The 15,632-nt window shown below is 72.8% G+C and carries 11 protein-coding genes; 9 read left to right on the top strand and 2 right to left on the bottom strand.

Annotated elements, in window-relative coordinates; translation table 11 throughout:
- Positions 1–115 precede the first annotated feature (115 nt).
- Positions 116–532, top strand: coding sequence for a coenzyme B12-dependent isobutyryl CoA mutase small subunit (gene icmB, locus P2Q00_RS26970; RefSeq protein WP_275775688.1), 417 nt, complete (start codon positions 116–118; stop codon positions 530–532).
- Between the two features lie 137 nt (positions 533–669).
- Here the strand turns inward: icmB and P2Q00_RS26965 are convergent, their stop codons facing one another.
- The gene (locus tag P2Q00_RS26965) at positions 670–2,289 is read right to left on the bottom strand and encodes a DUF5691 domain-containing protein (protein WP_275775401.1); all 1,620 of its coding nucleotides are present in this window, start codon (positions 2,287–2,289) and stop codon (positions 670–672) included.
- A gap of 73 nt (positions 2,290–2,362) precedes the next feature.
- Complete coding sequence (locus P2Q00_RS26960) at positions 2,363–3,718, bottom strand: SWIM zinc finger family protein (RefSeq protein WP_275775400.1); 1,356 nt, start codon at positions 3,716–3,718, stop codon at positions 2,363–2,365.
- Positions 3,719–3,874: 156 nt separating this feature from the next.
- Here P2Q00_RS26960 and P2Q00_RS26955 point away from each other — a divergent pair, with 156 nt between their 5' ends.
- From P2Q00_RS26955 to sucD, 8 genes are all read left to right on the top strand, one after another.
- Positions 3,875–5,014, top strand: coding sequence for an ATP-binding protein (locus P2Q00_RS26955; protein WP_275775399.1), 1,140 nt, complete (start codon positions 3,875–3,877; stop codon positions 5,012–5,014).
- A 201-nt stretch (positions 5,015–5,215) separates the two neighbouring features.
- Entirely contained in the window at positions 5,216–8,134 is a 2,919-nt protein-coding gene (locus P2Q00_RS26950) for a DUF5682 family protein (protein WP_275775398.1), read from the top strand.
- The gene (locus tag P2Q00_RS26945; protein ID WP_275775397.1) at positions 8,131–8,289 is read left to right on the top strand and encodes a hypothetical protein; all 159 of its coding nucleotides are present in this window, start codon (positions 8,131–8,133) and stop codon (positions 8,287–8,289) included. Before P2Q00_RS26950 ends, P2Q00_RS26945 begins: the two co-directional genes overlap by 4 nt.
- The gene (locus P2Q00_RS26940) at positions 8,286–9,461 is read left to right on the top strand and encodes a VWA domain-containing protein (RefSeq protein WP_275775396.1); all 1,176 of its coding nucleotides are present in this window, start codon (positions 8,286–8,288) and stop codon (positions 9,459–9,461) included. Before P2Q00_RS26945 ends, P2Q00_RS26940 begins: the two co-directional genes overlap by 4 nt.
- A 269-nt stretch (positions 9,462–9,730) precedes the next feature.
- The gene (locus tag P2Q00_RS26935) at positions 9,731–10,747 is read left to right on the top strand and encodes a hypothetical protein (RefSeq protein ID WP_275775395.1); all 1,017 of its coding nucleotides are present in this window, start codon (positions 9,731–9,733) and stop codon (positions 10,745–10,747) included.
- 245 nt (positions 10,748–10,992) lie between these two features.
- Positions 10,993–13,071, top strand: a complete 2,079-nt coding sequence (locus P2Q00_RS26930; RefSeq protein WP_275775394.1) for a hypothetical protein — start codon at positions 10,993–10,995, stop codon at positions 13,069–13,071.
- 441 nt (positions 13,072–13,512) lie between these two features.
- Complete coding sequence (gene sucC / locus P2Q00_RS26925; protein ID WP_275775393.1) at positions 13,513–14,691, top strand: ADP-forming succinate--CoA ligase subunit beta; 1,179 nt, start codon at positions 13,513–13,515, stop codon at positions 14,689–14,691.
- Positions 14,692–14,710: 19 nt separating this feature from the next.
- Positions 14,711–15,595: a succinate--CoA ligase subunit alpha gene (gene sucD, locus P2Q00_RS26920; protein ID WP_275775392.1), complete on the top strand. Its 885-nt coding sequence runs from the start codon at positions 14,711–14,713 to the stop codon at positions 15,593–15,595.
- The last annotated feature ends 37 nt before the right edge of the window (positions 15,596–15,632 follow it).

The raw sequence follows: 15,632 nt of genomic DNA, 5'->3' as shown, positions 1-15,632 counted from the left end.
CGCGAAACTGCCGGTTGCGGGATGCTGGCGATAACGTTCGTTCACTTCCCCGGCCGCTTCGGGTACTGCAGTACTTGTCGGTAGGGATGGATGCAGTCGCTTCATGGAGGCAGTGATGGGTGTGGCAGCCGGTCCGATCCGCGTGGTGGTGGCCAAGCCGGGGCTCGACGGCCACGATCGGGGGGCCAAGGTGATCGCGCGGGCGCTGCGCGACGCCGGTATGGAGGTCATCTACACCGGCCTTCACCAGACTCCCGAGCAGATCGTCGACACCGCGATCCAGGAGGACGCCGACGCGATCGGGCTGTCGATCCTCTCCGGCGCCCACAACACGCTCTTCGCCGCGGTGATCGAGCTGCTCAAGGAGCGGGACGCGGAGGACATCCTGGTCTTCGGCGGCGGGATCATCCCCGAGGCGGACATCGCTCCGTTGAAGGAGAAGGGTGTCGCGGAGATCTTTACGCCGGGGGCGACGACGCAGTCGATCGTGGACTGGGTGCGGGCCAATGTCAGGCAGCCGGCTGGGGCTTAGGCCGTGGTGGGCTGTGGGTGAGTGGGGCTTGCTGTCCCCGGGGGCTCTGCCCCCAGACCCCCGGTCGGCCTGAAGGGCCTCGTCCTCAAACGCCGGACGGGCTGGATGCAGCCGACCGGTGGTGAAGACGTACCGCCCTACGCCCCCAGCTCCTCCGTCATCGCCGCCCGCAGCCGCAATGTCGTCATCAGGCGCTGGAACGCCTCCGCCCAGTAGCCCCCGGCGCCGGGCGACGCGTCCTCCGGTTCGTCCGGTATTGCCAGCAGGCCGTCGAGGCGGCTTGCCTCGGAGGGGTCGAGGCAGCGCTCGGCCAGGCCCATCACTCCGCTGAAGCTCCATGGGTAACTCCCCGCGTCCCGCGCGATGTTGAGCGCGTCGACCACCGCCCGCCCGAGCGGCGCAGCCCAGGGGACCGCGCACACCCCGAGCAGCTGAAACGCCTCGGACAGACCATGTGCCGCGATGAACCCGGCCACCCAGTCGGCCCGTTCGGCGGAGCCCAGCGTGCCGAGCAGCTTGGCGCGCTCAGCCAGCGATACCGCTCCCGGCCCGCCGGCCTCCGGGGCGGACGGGGTCCCGAGGAGCGCCCGCGCCCACTCGGGGTCCCGCTGCCGCACGGCAGCCCGGCACCATGCCGCGTGCAGTTCGCTCTGCCAGTCGTCCGTCACCGGCAGTGCCACGATCTGCCGCGGCGTACGTCCACCAAGCCGCGCGGACCATGTCCCGAGCGGTGTCGCCTCCACCAACTGGCCGAACCACCACGACCGTTCACCCCGTCCTGCCGGGGCCTTGGGCACAACACCGTCGCGTTCCATGCTCGCGTCGCACTCGTGCGGGGCCTCGACGGTGATCGTCGGTGAGCGCCGCAGGGGGTCGACGGCCACACAGGCCGCGGCCCTCACCGCCATCCGTGCGGCCAGCGCCGAACCCGGCAGCGCGGAGAGCAGCTCGGCCGCCGTCGCTCGTACGTTGCGGCTGCGGTCGGCCAGCGCCCGTTCGAGGAAGGGCTCGTCCTGCGGGCCCAGTCCCGTGCGCAGCGAGTCGAGGAACATCAGGCGGTCCTCGGCCCGCTCCGTCGACCAGGTCGTTGTCAGCAGCTCGCGGGCGGTGGCGGGCTCCCGGGCGCGTATGGCGGACAGGAGCGCCACCCGCTCGGCGAACAGGCCCTCCTCCCACAGGCGCCGCGTCTTCTCCGTGTCCTCGTGATGCGGCAGGGCGGCGCCCCCGCCCGGCATCGCGCGCAGGGCGAAGCGCCAGTCCGGGTTCAGCCGGGCGAGCCACACGGCCCGCGGCCCTGCGAACGCCAGCGCCGCGGGCCGCAGATCCGTACGCCCCCGCGCCGCGTCCAGCAGCGCGGGCAGGGTCTGAGGGGGCGCCGCGAAGCCGCGGGCGTTCGCCGCCGCGAGCCACTGGGGCAGCAGCTCCATGAGGTCCGGCGCCGTGCCCCTACGGCCGCCGCCGCCCGTGCCGGGGCGGTCGGCCAGCAGCAGCGCGAGCCTGCGGGCCGCGGCGGCGGGCAGCGCGGGGCGCGGGTCCGCGGCCGCGGGATCGGGCCGCCCGGCCGCCCGCGCGGGCTGCAGCCCGGCCCGTCGTCGTACGGTCTCCGAGGCGGCAGCGTCCAGCAGCGCCACCGGTGCCTCCCGCCCCGCCGCTCCGCCCGGAGGGGTGCGCCGCTCGGTCCCGAGCAGCGCCGCCGTGACGAGCTCCTCCCAGGCGCCCGGGGTGGGCGAATCCATGGGTGTGGACGTGCTGTTCATGTGGTTCCTTTCCATGGAGGGCCATCAAGGGTCCGTCCCGGCGGCGTCGTACGGCAGTCCCCGAACCGTCGGCTCAGCACAGCTGTACCGCCTCGCCCGCCCCCTCCGGCCAGGCCGTCAGCGGCGTGAAGCCCCGGTGGCCGCACTCGCCGAAGACCTTGACGGGGGCGCCGCCCGAGAGGGCGACCAGGCGCCAGAGGCCGGGGCGGGTGCGGGCGGCGGTGGTCAGCGGCAGCGCCGCGTCCTCGTCGGCGTCCGCCAATTGCCAGGAGTCGCCGTCCGGGACCGGTACGACCCGGTCCAGCGTGACCGGCACGGAGTCCAGCCATGGGTCCTCCCGCAACGCATCGCCGTAGCGGGTGGCTGCCTGGGACGTCGTCACTCCCGGTGGCCGTGTCACCGCCGGTGCCGGCGGGGCGAACTGCTCGCCCAGGGCCGCCCGCAGCTGCCCGGCGCCCGGATAGGCGGACACCTCGGCATCCAAGGCCAGCCCGACGGGCAGCGCCAGCTCCGGGGCGCGGCCCGCGGCGCCGTAGGAGAGGAGCAGTGCGGTGCGGTCCGAGTCGGTGCCGTGCAGCCAGATCCGGCGGGTCGTCAGGCGTGCGTCCGCCGTGTCGTACTGGGCGAGGACCAGCCAGCGGTCCCGCAGCGGCGGGCCGTCCGCCGTGCCGGACAGGCCGATCCGTGAACGGACCGTCGCCGCGAGGCCGTCCGGCAGCTGCTCGCGGTGCAGCCAGCCCTGGTCGAGGAGATGGAGCAACGCGCACTCCTCCAGCAGGCGCACCGGCCAGCCGGGCCCGGACGACGGGACCGCCCCCAACTCCCGCACCCGCGCTGCCAGTCCGGGTGCCTGGGCGTCGACCATGCGGGCCGCCGTCTCCTCCCACAGCCCGTATCCCGCCTGCTCCGCGCTCGCCAGACCGCCGCGCAGCAGGTCGGCCAGGCGCTGCTCCAACTCGGTCGCGCCCGCGGTGATCCGCTCGGCCCGGCGCTCAGCCCGGCGATGCGCGGCCTCCGGATCACCGGACCCGGACGAGGAAGGGGATGCCCCCGCCGTCCGCTTCTGCTCGGCGCGCTGCCTTCTCCCCTCTATCCACTGCTCGGCCCAGTCCGGCACCTGCCCCGACGGGACCGCGCCATCCTCGCCCGCCCAGAGCAGCAGCAGCCCGAGCGCGTGCTTGCACGGGAACTTGCGGCTCGGGCAACTGCACTTGTACGCGGGGCCCGCCGCGTCCGCGATGTCCACGACCGTCTGATACGGCTTGCTGCCACTGCCCTTGCACAGCCCCCACACCGTCCCCTCGTCGGAACTCCCCGCCTCGGACCACGGTCCGGCCGCGCCGAGTTTGCTTCCCGCTTTGCGTGACGCGGCGTCAGGCGCCAGTGCCAGCACCTGATCCGCGCTCCAGCGCACCCCCTGCTGAGTCATGTCTCCGACGGTAGATCCCACCACTGACAATCGGTCCGCGAGCGATCTCGCAAACGGTCTCGCGAGCACGTTTTCGCAGGTCGGAACGGATTGTCAGTGGCGTGGTGCACGGTTGGTGTCAGATCCGAACCGGCCGAGCTGGAGGGGGACTCAGCCATGTCTGTGTCCGTGGAACCGACGACCGTCGAAGTGGCCGAAGTACTCGCGAAGGAGCCGGCCGAGGCATTGCGGCCGCATGCCGAGGATGCCTTCGCCGGTGAACTCGCCGCGCTGGCCGAGCAGGACGACCGCCCGCGCCCGGCCCGCTGGAAGCTGTCGCCGTGGGCGGTGGCGACGTATCTGCTCGGCGGCACCCTGCCGGACGGCACGGTGATCTCGCCGAAGTACGTGGGCCCGCGCCGCATCGTCGAGGTCGCCGTCACCACGCTCGCCACCGACCGCGCCCTGCTCCTGCTCGGCGTGCCCGGCACCGCGAAGACCTGGGTGTCCGAGCACTTGGCCGCGGCGGTCAGCGGAGACTCGACGCTGCTCGTGCAGGGCACGGCGGGCACACCGGAGGAGGCGATCCGCTACGGCTGGAACTACGCGCAGCTGCTGGCGAACGGCCCGAGCCGGGACGCCCTGGTGCCCAGCCCGGTCATGCGGGCGATGGCGGAGGGGATGACGGCGCGGGTGGAGGAGCTGACCCGTATCCCCGCCGACGTCCAGGACACGCTCATCACCATCCTTTCCGAGAAGACGCTGCCGATACCGGAGTTGGGGCAGGAGGTGCAGGCGGTCCGCGGCTTCAACCTGATCGCCACGGCCAATGACCGGGACCGCGGGGTCAACGACCTGTCCAGCGCCCTGCGCCGCCGCTTCAACACGGTGGTGCTGCCGCTGCCGGAGAGCGTCGAGGCGGAGGTCGACATCGTCTCGCGCCGGGTCGACCAGATCGGCCGTTCGCTGGACCTGCCGGCCGTGCCCGACGGCGCCGACGAGATCCGCCGCGTCGTGACCGTCTTCCGAGAGCTGCGCGACGGGGTCACGTCCGACGGCCGTACGAAGCTCAAGTCGCCGAGCGGGACATTGTCGACGGCGGAGGCGATTTCCGTCGTCACCAGCGGGCTCGCGCTGGCCGCCCACTTCGGCGACGGCGTACTGCGGGCCGGCGACGTCGCCGCGGGCATCCTCGGCGCCGTCGTCCGCGACCCGGCGGCCGACCGCGTCATCTGGCAGGAGTACCTGGAGGCGGTCGTCCGCGAGCGCGACGGCTGGAAGGACTTCTACCGGGCCTGCCGGGAGGTGAGCGCGTGAACGACCTGGGGTGGGGGCGACCGGGTGGGAGCGGTGGGAACAAGGGGTCGGGCGGGGGCCAGGGGCCGGGTGGCGGCTCCGTGCGCATGGCATACGAGGACGGGGCGTACGTCGGGAACGGCAGCGGCGCGGAGTACAGCCGGAAGCCGTCCGGCGGCGGCAATCGAGGGGTCCGATGACCAGGACGACGAGGGGGACGGCGTGACAGGGACTGCGAGGGGCGGGAGCTTCCAGGCCGGTGGCGGGCCGCTGCTGCTCGGCGTACGGCATCACGGACCCGGCTCGGCGCGGGCGGTACGGGCGGCGTTGGACGCGGCCCGGCCCCGGGCCGTCCTGATCGAGGGGCCGCCCGAGGCCGACGCGTTGATCCCGCTGGCCGCCGAGGAGGACATGCGGCCTCCGGTCGCCCTCCTCGCCCACGCCGTGGACGAGCCCGGCCGCTCGGCCTTCTGGCCGCTCGCCGAGTTCTCCCCGGAGTGGGTCGCGATCCGGTGGGCCCTGGAGCACGAAGTCCCGGCACGCTTCATCGATTTGCCTGCGACGCACACCTTGGCGTGGCGGAAGGACGATGAGGGCGGGCCCGGCGGGGGAGTCGGCAACGGGCCTGGGGGCGACGGCGATTCGGCCGCGGGCGGCGTGGCCGACAGCGACGCCGGGCGCGGGGGCGTGGGCGGCGAGGGCGCCGAGCGCGGGGGCGATACCAACTCCGGTGCTGGGGGCGGGACCGGGGGCGGATCCGACGCCAACTCCGGGGTCGGGGCAGGGGCCGGAGCCGACACTGGGGGCGGCTCCGGCCCCGAGGCAGAGACCGGAGCCGGAGCCGGCTCCGGCGTCGATACCGATACCGACATCGACATCGACATCGACACAGACACCGACACAGACACTGACCGCGACCGCGACCGCGACCTCGACCTCGACACCGACCACGCCCCCGATGCCGATCCACGTGCGCAGCCCTCCGCCGGCAGCTCGGCCGTCGAGGTCGGCGTCCGTGTCGACCCCCTTGCCGTGCTTGCCGAAGCCGCCGGGTACGACGACCCCGAGCGGTGGTGGGAGGACGTCGTCGAGCACCGGGGGATGGGAGAGGGGGGCGCGTTCGCGCCGTTCCTCGTGCTCGAAGAGGCCATGGGGGCGCTGCGGGAGGCGTACGGCAGTGGCGGGCATGACCGGGATCTCGTGCGGGAGGCGTATATGCGGCTCCAGGTGCGGGCGGCGCAGCGGGAGTTCGGGGATGCGGTGGCCGTCGTGTGTGGGGCCTGGCACGTTCCGGCGCTGCGGCAGAAGACGGCCGTCGCCGCCGACCGGGCGTTGGTGAAGGGGCTGCCCAAGGTCAAGGCGGACATGACGTGGGTGCCGTGGACGTACCGGAGGCTGTCGCGGGTCAGCGGGTACGGGGCGGGAATCGACTCGCCTGGCTGGTACGGGCATCTGTTCGCCGCCCCGGACCGGCCGGTCGAGCGGTGGATGACCAAGGTGGCCGGACTGCTGCGGGACGAGGACCGGATCGTCTCCTCGGCGCATGTAATCGAGGCGGTGCGGCTGGCGGAGACGCTCGCCGTGATGCGGGGCCGTCCGCTGCCGGGACTCGGCGAGACGACCGACGCGGTGCGCGCAGTGATGTGCGAGGGCTCGGACGTGCCGTTGGCGCTGGTGCACGACCGGCTGGTCGTCGGGGACGTGCTGGGGGAGGTGCCGCAGGCCGCGCCCGCGGTGCCATTGCAGCGGGATCTGGACCGGATCCAGCGCCGACTGCGACTCAAACCGGAGGCGCTGGAGCGGGAGTTGGAGCTCGACCTGCGCAAGGAGACCGACGCCGGGCGCAGCAGGCTGCTGCACCGGCTGCGGTTGCTGGGTGTGACGTGGGGCGAGCCGGTGGCCTCGCGGGGCAGTACGGGCACGTTCCGGGAGACGTGGCGGCTGCGCTGGGAACCGGAGCTGTCTGTGCGGGTGGCGGAGGCCGGGGTGTGGGGTACGACGGTGCTCGCCGCCGCGACGGCCAAGGCGGAGGCGGACGCCGTCGCCGCACAGGCCCTGGCGGACGTCACCGGGCTCGCTGAGCGCTGCCTGTTGTCCGAACTACCTGCGGCGCTACCGGTGGTGATGCAGGTCCTCGCCGACCGGGCGGCACTCGACACGGACGTCGGCCACCTCGCGCAGGCCCTGCCCGCACTGGTCCGTTCCCTGAGGTACGGCGATGTGCGCGGTACGGACACCGGGGCGTTGGCAGGGGTCGCCGCGGGTCTCGCCGAGCGGATATTCGTCGGCCTGCCCCCGGCCTGTGCGGCCCTGGACGCGGACGCGGCCGAGGAGATGCGGCGCCATGTGGACGCGGTGCACGGGGCGGTGGGGCTGCTGGGCGATGCGGCCGCGCTTGCCCACCGGGTGGCTGAATCCACCGGCGACCTGCCCCCGCAGGCGAACCGCACGGCAGACGTGCCCGCCGACCGCTCGGCCCCCGGGCACCGCGCGACGGAGCACTCCGGCTCGGCCCCCGGGCACCGCGCGACGGAGCACTCGGGCACGGCCCCCGCGCAGGACCACCGTGATCTGCGTGGCCGCTGGCACTCGGTGCTGCGTGTGCTGTCCGTCCGGGACACGGTGCCCGGTGTGGTCCGGGGGCGGGCCGTGCGGCTGCTGCTGGACGACGGGGAGCTGGCGCAGGACGAGGCGGCACGGCTCATGGGGCTCATGCTGTCGCCGGGGACGCCACCAGGGGACGCGGCCGCGTGGATCGAGGGCTTCGTCGGCGGAGGATCCGGCGGCGGGATGCTCCTCGTGCACGACGAGCGGCTGCTCGGACTGGTCGACGCCTGGCTGACCGGAGTGCCGGCGGAGGCGTTCACGGACGTACTGCCCCTGCTGCGGCGGACGTTCTCGGCGTACGAGCCGGGGGTGCGCCGGACGCTGGGCGAGCTGGTCCGGCGCGGACCGGGGGAGCGGGGGAGCGTGACGGCCGCCGGCTCCGGCATACCGGGCTTCGGAGCCGACCTCGACCCCGGGCGCGCGGACGCCGTGCTACCGGTGGTCCGGCTGCTGCTGGGGCTGGAACCGGGCGGAGCAGCATCGGGTGCCGAGGACGACGGCGTCGACAACAACCTTGTGGGGGTGGCGGGATGACAGCCGAAGGACTGCGGGAGCAGAGGCGACGGGGCAGTGGGGGCGACGCCGTCCGCGGCGTCGCGCAGAAGCTCCGGGAGGAGGGCCGGGTGCCGACGACGACCGTGCCGGTGATGCCGCTCTGGGACCGGCCCCGTACGGAGGTGTGCCGATGACGACCGAGGCCATGGACCCGGCAGCCCCGGGACAGGAGCGGCTGCGGCGCTGGCGGCTCGTGCTCGGGGGCGACGCCGCCGACGGCACGGGATGCGCGCTGTCGGGGCAGGACAGCGCGATGGACGGGGCGTTGGCCGCGCTGTACGGGAAGGGGGACAAGCAGGGACAGACGGGGCGGGACCGTTCGGCGGGGCTCGGGGCATCGGCGCCGTCGGTGGCGCGCTGGCTGGGGGACATCCGGACGTATTTCCCCTCCTCCGTCGTACAGGTCATGCAGCGCGATGCCATCGACCGGCTGGGGCTGTCCGCGCTGCTGCTGGAGCCGGAGATGCTGGCGGCGGTGGAGGCCGACGTACACCTTGTCGGCACGCTGCTCTCGCTCAACAAGGCGATGCCGGAGACGACCAAGGAGACGGCACGGGCCGTCGTGCGCAAGGTCGTCGAGGACCTTGAGAAGCGGCTCGCCACCCGTACCCGGGCCACCCTCACCGGGGCCCTCGACCGCAGCGCCCGTATCAACCGGCCGCGCCACCACGACATCGACTGGAACCGCACCATCGCGGCCAACCTCAAGCACTATCTCCCCGAGTACCGGACCATCGTGCCGGAGCGGCTCATCGGCTACGGGCGGGCGTCCCAGTCGGTGAAGAAGGAGGTCGTCCTCTGCATCGACCAGTCGGGGTCGATGGCGGCGTCCGTGGTCTACGCGTCCGTCTTCGGGGCGGTGCTCGCGTCCATGCGGTCGATCAACACGCGGCTTGTCGTCTTCGACACGGCGGTCGTCGACCTCACCGACCAGCTGGACGACCCCGTGGACGTGCTGTTCGGGACCCAGCTCGGCGGCGGCACGGACATCAACCGGGCACTCGCCTACTGCCAGTCGCAGATCACCCGACCCGCGGAGACGGTGGTCGTGCTCATCAGCGATCTGTACGAGGGAGGGATACGGAACGAGATGCTCAAGCGGGTCGCGGCGATGAAGGCGTCGGGAGTGCAGTTCGTGACGCTGCTCGCGCTGTCGGACGAAGGGGCGCCCGCCTACGACCGGGAGCATGCGGCCGCGCTCGCCGCGCTGGGGGCACCGGCGTTCGCGTGCACCCCCGATCTGTTCCCCGAAGTGATGGCGGCGGCGATCGAGAAGCGCCCGCTGCCCATACCTGACACGGCATGACCGGGCAGAGATGGAGCGTTCGCTGACGATTTGTCGATGCATCGTCGTCCGACTTCGACCAGCAAAACGGACATGCCTACCCATCAGTAACGGGGGGCTTGCGCAACCTCGGGAGGGCCGTGCGAGTATCGACGCCTCATCAGCGGTGCGCCGTTGCTCCGCTCGTTCCGGACCACGTCGCGCCGACTCATAGCTCGTTACGGCTCGTTACGGTTCATTACGGCTCGTCGCGTGAAATTCGTTCCGCCGCACGGGAGGACCACCCCCTCTTGACCTGGCCAGCAGCCTTGCCCGGTGCCGCTCTGCGCGTGATGCGCACGGCGGCCGGACGGCGTGCGCTGCAAGTGGTCCTGCTGGTGGGCGGGTTGTTCGCGCTGGGCTTCCTCTGCGGGGAGCAGGCGCATGCGGCGGAGGGGGCGCCGGCCGCCTCCGCGTCCGAGGCCGTGTCGACCGCTCCGGCGGACGGCGTCCGGTCGTTGACTAGCAGTGCGGTCGGTACGGTCGGTCGGCTGACGAACGCTGCGGCCGTACCCGCGACGCACACCGCGCCGCCCGCCGCCGAGCCCAAGCCGACGGCTCCCGCCGCGCCGGCGCCGGCCGACGCCAAGCCCGATCCCGGACCCGCGCACCCGATCACCGAGTCCCTCTCGCACCTGGGCGCGGCCGATCAGGTCCTCGCTCCCCTGACCGGTGACCTCGTCCAGTCCGTGGGCGATCGTGTCGTGCGGCCGGTCGGTGGTCTGGTGGAGGCGGTGACTGCCGGGCTGGGCAGGGCGACCGCGCAGATACCGCCGTTGTCGTCGTTGCCCGCCCTGCCGGGACTGCCCGGGTCCCCGTCGGTGCCGGGCCTTCCCGGTCTTCCCGCGCAGCCGGGCCAGATACTTCCCGCGCCGGTCGCGCAGGCGCCGCAGCCGGGTGCCGCGGGGCACTCGGCGACGGATGGCGCCGTCGACGACAGGCGCTCCGGAGCGAGGTCGAGCGGTACGGCGGACGGGCCGCGGTTCGCCGCCGACGTCACCGTCACCGCCAATGCCACCCACACGGCCTCCGCGCAGCGGCCCGCCGGTGCCGGGTATGCCCCGGCGCAGCAGGCTCCCGACCGCGACCCGGCCGATGCGTCGGCCAACCGGGCCGCGGTCGACAACGGCAGCTCCAGGCACGGTGACGCGCACGCCGTCGCCCTGAACCACCGGGCGCCCGTGCGGCTTGTGCCCGGCGCCGCCGCTCGCGCAGCCGCGGCCGGGACCCGGGACAGGCACCGGGACATTCCCGTATTCCCCGGCTAGGGCCGGTCCTTCCCCCCGCTACGGACCTGCCGCGCGGGGGCGGAGCAGGTCTGCCCGCCCGTCCGGACGTCCTTCGTTCTCCGGACGGAAGCCGCCGATTCCGCTGGTCCCGACTCCCCGGACCAGGACCGGAAGCGGCGCTCCAAGCCCTTCGAAGAAGCCCCGGAACTCCCCTGAGCTCCCCGGATCTCCCCTGAGATCAAGGAGCCTCGGAGCTCCCAGGGATCTAAGGATCTGACGCACGCATGAACAAGAACATCCGTCGCTCCATCGTCATAGCCGCCGGTGTCACCGGCGCGTGGGCGCTCGGTTCCGCTGTCGCCAGCGCTGACGAGCTGCCCTCCTCCTCCCTGTCCGTCTCCGACACGAACGCCGACGCGACCGTCGACACCGACAGCACCCTCGGCACGCTGACCGACACCGTCACCGGCACGGTCGACGGCGTCGTCACCGGCGTCCAGGACACCGTCTCCGGCGTCACCGGGACGGTCGGCGGCACCGCGGCCAAGGCGACCTCCACGGCCACCGGCACCGTCGCCGGCGCCGAGAAGGCGACGCCCGGTGGCACTGCCGAGCAGGTCCGCAAGTACGTCGACGGCAAGGTGTCCGTCCCGCAGGCGGCCAAGAAGGCGTCCAAGGTCAAGGGCACCGCCGCCATCCAGGGCGCCAAGGCCGCCCGTGCCGCGCAGGCCGAGGCGAAGGCCGCGGCCCAGGGCGCCAACGCCACCGCCCGCACCACCGTCACCGACACGACCGACTCCCCCCGGGGCGAGGTCGACTACCTCTTCGGCCCGCTGGCCGCCTTCGCGCCGGAGCTGGAGCAGGCCCTTGCCGCCGCCCAGACGAAGCTCCAGGGCGTGCAGTCGGCGGCCCGCACCCAGGCGCAGGGCGTCGACGGTGTCGTACGGACGAAGGCGCAGCACACCGTCGCGGGCGCGGGCCGCACCGCGGCGGGCGTCCAGGGCCGTGCCGCAGGCGTGGCCGCCATCGGGCAGGGCGAGGCCGGTGCCGTAGCCGGCGCCGCCCAGGCCTCCGTTTCCGCGGTGCCGGGCCATGTCACGGGCACGGTGGACGGCGTCGAGCTGAAGGTCGTCGGCACCGTCAAGAGCGTCCCCGGCACGGTCACCCCCGTCGTCGCGGAGACGGCCGCGGCCGTCGTCCCGCCCCTCGCGGCCGACGCCGTGCACAGCATCACGCCGGTCGTCGGTCAGGCGGTGGCGGGCGTCGTCCCGGTCGCCGAGCGGACCGGCGGCGGGGTCGCACCCACCGCGACGCACGCCGTGGACGGCGTGACGCCGGTCGCCACGGGCGCCGTGAGCGGCGTGCTGCCGGTCGCCACCCACGCGGTGGACGGCGTGGCACCGGTCGCCACCGGTGCGGTGAACGGCGTGCTGCCCGTCGCGGGCGGCGCCGTGACCGGGGTCCGGCAGGCCGCCGGTCACACGGTCGACGCCGTGACGGCGCTGGCGTACGGCGTCGTGGCCGACGTCCAGCCGGTCGCGGGCGGGGTCGTCGAGGGCGTCCAGCCGGTGGTCGCGCACGCAGTGCAGGGCGTCCAGCCGGTCGCCGCCCACGCCGTCGAGGGCGTGCAGCCGGTGGTCGGCGGTGTGGTCCACGGCGTGACGCCCGTCGCGCGTGGCGCGGTGTACGACGTGCAGTCGGTGGCCGGCGGTGCCGTGTACGGCGTGGCGCCGGTCGCGACCGGCGTCGTCGCGGACGTACCGCCGTACGCCACCGGCCTGGTCGGTGACGTCACCGGTGATGTCACGGGCAGCGTGCTGCCACCCGTCGCGCACACCACTGTGGACGGCGTGCTGCCGGTCGCCGGGCAGGCCGTCGGGGACGCGGGCGGGCTGGCGTACGGCGTCGCGGGTGACGTCCGGCCGTTCGCCGGCGGGATCGCCGCGGACGTGGCGCCGCTCGCGTACGGCGTGACCGGTGACGCGACCGGCCTGGCGTACGGCGTGACCGGCCAGGTGCCGCAGTTCGCGCAGGGTGTCACGCAGGTCGCGCAGCCCGTCGTCGACCTGGTCGAGCCCGTGGTCCAGGGCGTCGGCGGCAGTGCGACGACGCTGGCGTACGGCGTCGCGGGCGATGTCGCGCCCTTCGCGTACGGCGTCGTCGGCGACGTCGACCCGTTCACGTACGGCGTCGCGGGCCAGGTCGCGCCCTTCGCCGGCGATCTGACCGGCACCGTCCGCTCCACCGGTGGCCCGCTCGCCGCTCACGCCGTCACCGGTGTCGAGGGCGTCAGCGAGTCGATCACGCCGGGCTACGTCCAGAACGCGCAGAACCTGCACTACGGCAACCCGTACGGCGTCTGATCGCATCGACTCCGCGGGCCCGAGGACCCGGACGGCCGAAAGCCGTCGATCCGTCCGGCCGCACTCCCGCGGACGGAGCCAGGTGATCCCCATTGGGGTGGGGATCAACTGCTCCGAGCCCCTCTTCGGGGCTTTACAGAGGGCCTCACCGGGTAAACCCCAGCCCGGTGAGGCCCTTCCCTGTGCCCGCCCCACAGCTCCCCCGCGCCTCACATCCGGCACGCCGTGCCAGTGAGCGCGGCATCATGTGACAGGTATCACCGCTCAGGTGTGACCCTCGATTTAGGGGCCCTCCGCAAGCAGCGATAACCTGCGAGACGGACATGCCGCGCGCTCGGACACCGTGTGCGCCTCCCCTGTGACTAGCGGACGTCACGTTGCCCTTCGCGGCACGCCCACGCATCCAACGAACCGCGAGATCACTGATAGGGACGGAAGCGCGTGGACCTGTTCGAGTACCAGGCGAGGGACCTCTTCGCCAAGCACGATGTACCGGTGCTGGCCGGTGAAGTCATCGACACGCCTGAGGCGGCCCGCGCAGCCACCGAGCGTCTCGGCGGCAAGTCTGTCGTCAAGGCCCAGGTGAAGGTCGGCGGCCGTGGCAAGGCCGGTGGCGTGAAGCTCGCCGCCACCCCGGACGAGGCCGTCGCCCGCGCGACGGACATCCTCGGCATGGACATCAAGGGCCACACGGTCCACAAGGTGATGATCGCCGAGACCGCTCCGGAGATCGTGGAGGAGTACTACGTCTCCTACCTCCTGGACCGTGCCAACCGCACCTTCCTCTCCATCGCGTCCGTCGAGGGCGGCATGGAGATCGAGGAGGTGGCGGAGACCCGCCCCGAGGCCGTCGCCAAGACCCCGATCGACGCCAACGTCGGCGTGACCGAGGAGAAGGCCCGCGAGATCGTCGCGGCCGCCAAGTTCCCGGCCGAGGTCGCCGACAAGGTCGTCAACGTCCTGGTCACCCTGTGGAAGACCTTCATCGAAGAGGACGCGCTCCTCGTCGAGGTCAACCCGCTCGCGAAGGTCGCCTCCGGTGACGTCATCGCGCTGGACGGCAAGGTCTCCCTGGACGAGAACGCCGAGTTCCGTCAGCCGGAGCACGAGGCCCTCCAGGACAAGGACTCCGCGAACCCGCTGGAGGCCGCCGCCAAGGAGAAGAACCTCAACTACGTCAAGCTCGACGGCGAGGTCGGCATCATCGGCAACGGCGCGGGTCTCGTCATGAGCACCCTGGACGTCGTCGCGTACGCCGGTGAGAACCACGGTGGCGTCAAGCCCGCCAACTTCCTCGACATCGGCGGCGGCGCCTCCGCGCAGGTCATGGCGAACGGCCTGGAGATCATCCTGGGCGACCCGGACGTCAAGTCCGTCTTCGTCAACGTCTTCGGCGGCATCACCGCGTGCGACGAGGTCGCCAACGGCATCGTGCAGGCGCTGAAGCTCCTGGAGGACCGCGGCGAGGACGTCACCAAGCCGCTCGTCGTCCGTCTCGACGGCAACAACGCCGAACTGGGTCGCCAGATCCTCACCGACGCCAACCACCCGCTGGTGCAGCGCGTCGACACCATGGACGGCGCGGCCGACAAGGCCGCCGAGCTCGCGGCTGCGAAGTAAGGGACGAGGACAAACAGCCATGGCTATCTTCCTCAACAAGGACAGCAAGGTCATCGTCCAGGGCATGACCGGCTCCACGGGCATGAAGCACACCAAGCTCATGCTCGCCGACGGCACCGACATCGTCGGTGGCGTGAACCCGCGCAAGGCGGGCACCACCGTCGACGTCGACGGCACCGAGATCCCGGTCTTCGGCACCGTCGCCGAGGCGATCGAGAAGACGGGCGCGAACGTATCCGTCCTCTTCGTCCCGCCGGCCTTCGCCAAGGCCGCCGTGGTCGAGGCGATCGACGCCGAGATCCCCCTCGCCGTCGTCATCACCGAGGGCATCGCGGTCCACGACTCGGCCGCGTTCTACGCGTACGCCGTGTCGCAGGGCAACAAGACCCGCATCATCGGCCCGAACTGCCCCGGCCTCATCACCCCGGGCCAGTCGAACGCCGGCATCATCCCGGGCGACATCACCAAGCCGGGCCGCATCGGCCTGGTCTCGAAGTCCGGCACGCTGACGTACCAGATGATGTACGAGCTGCGTGACATCGGCTTCTCGTCGGCTGTGGGCATCGGCGGTGACCCGGTCATCGGTACGACGCACATCGACGCGCTGGCTGCCTTCGAGGCCGACCCCGACACCGACCTGATCGTGATGATTGGTGAGATCGGCGGCGACGCCGAGGAGCGCGCGGCCGCGTTCATCAAGGAGAACGTGACCAAGCCGGTCGTCGGCTACGTCGCGGGCTTCACCGCGCCCGAGGGCAAGACCATGGGCCACGCCGGCGCCATCGTCTCCGGTTCCTCCGGTACGGCTGCCGCCAAGAAGGAGGCCCTCGAGGCCGCCGGCGTCAAGGTCGGCAAGACGCCGACCGAGACGGCGAAGCTGGCGCGCGAGATCCTGGCCGGCTGAACAGCGGCTTCTTAGCTGAACGTTGGTGGGCCCGTTC

The sequence above is a fragment of the Streptomyces coacervatus genome, assembly GCF_029223485.1.
GTDB lineage: Bacteria > Actinomycetota > Actinomycetes > Streptomycetales > Streptomycetaceae > Streptomyces > Streptomyces coacervatus.
Note: the sequence above shows the minus strand (reverse complement) of the source record. Positions and strands in the feature narration are given on the sequence as shown.

What these genes read in the sequence shown, in the direction of transcription:
- icmB (WP_275775688.1), top strand. Translation starts at nt 116, where the DNA reads ATGGGTGTGGCAGCCGGTCCGATCCGCGTGGTGGTGGCCAAGCCGGGG.
- sucD (WP_275775392.1), top strand. Translation starts at nt 14,711, where the DNA reads ATGGCTATCTTCCTCAACAAGGACAGCAAGGTCATCGTCCAGGGCATG.
- P2Q00_RS26945 (WP_275775397.1), top strand. Translation starts at nt 8,131, where the DNA reads ATGACAGCCGAAGGACTGCGGGAGCAGAGGCGACGGGGCAGTGGGGGC.
- P2Q00_RS26960 (WP_275775400.1), bottom strand. Translation starts at nt 3,718, where the DNA reads ATGACTCAGCAGGGGGTGCGCTGGAGCGCGGATCAGGTGCTGGCACTG.
- P2Q00_RS26955 (WP_275775399.1), top strand. Translation starts at nt 3,875, where the DNA reads ATGTCTGTGTCCGTGGAACCGACGACCGTCGAAGTGGCCGAAGTACTC.
- P2Q00_RS26940 (WP_275775396.1), top strand. Translation starts at nt 8,286, where the DNA reads ATGACGACCGAGGCCATGGACCCGGCAGCCCCGGGACAGGAGCGGCTG.
- P2Q00_RS26930 (WP_275775394.1), top strand. Translation starts at nt 10,993, where the DNA reads ATGAACAAGAACATCCGTCGCTCCATCGTCATAGCCGCCGGTGTCACC.
- P2Q00_RS26965 (WP_275775401.1), bottom strand. Translation starts at nt 2,289, where the DNA reads ATGAACAGCACGTCCACACCCATGGATTCGCCCACCCCGGGCGCCTGG.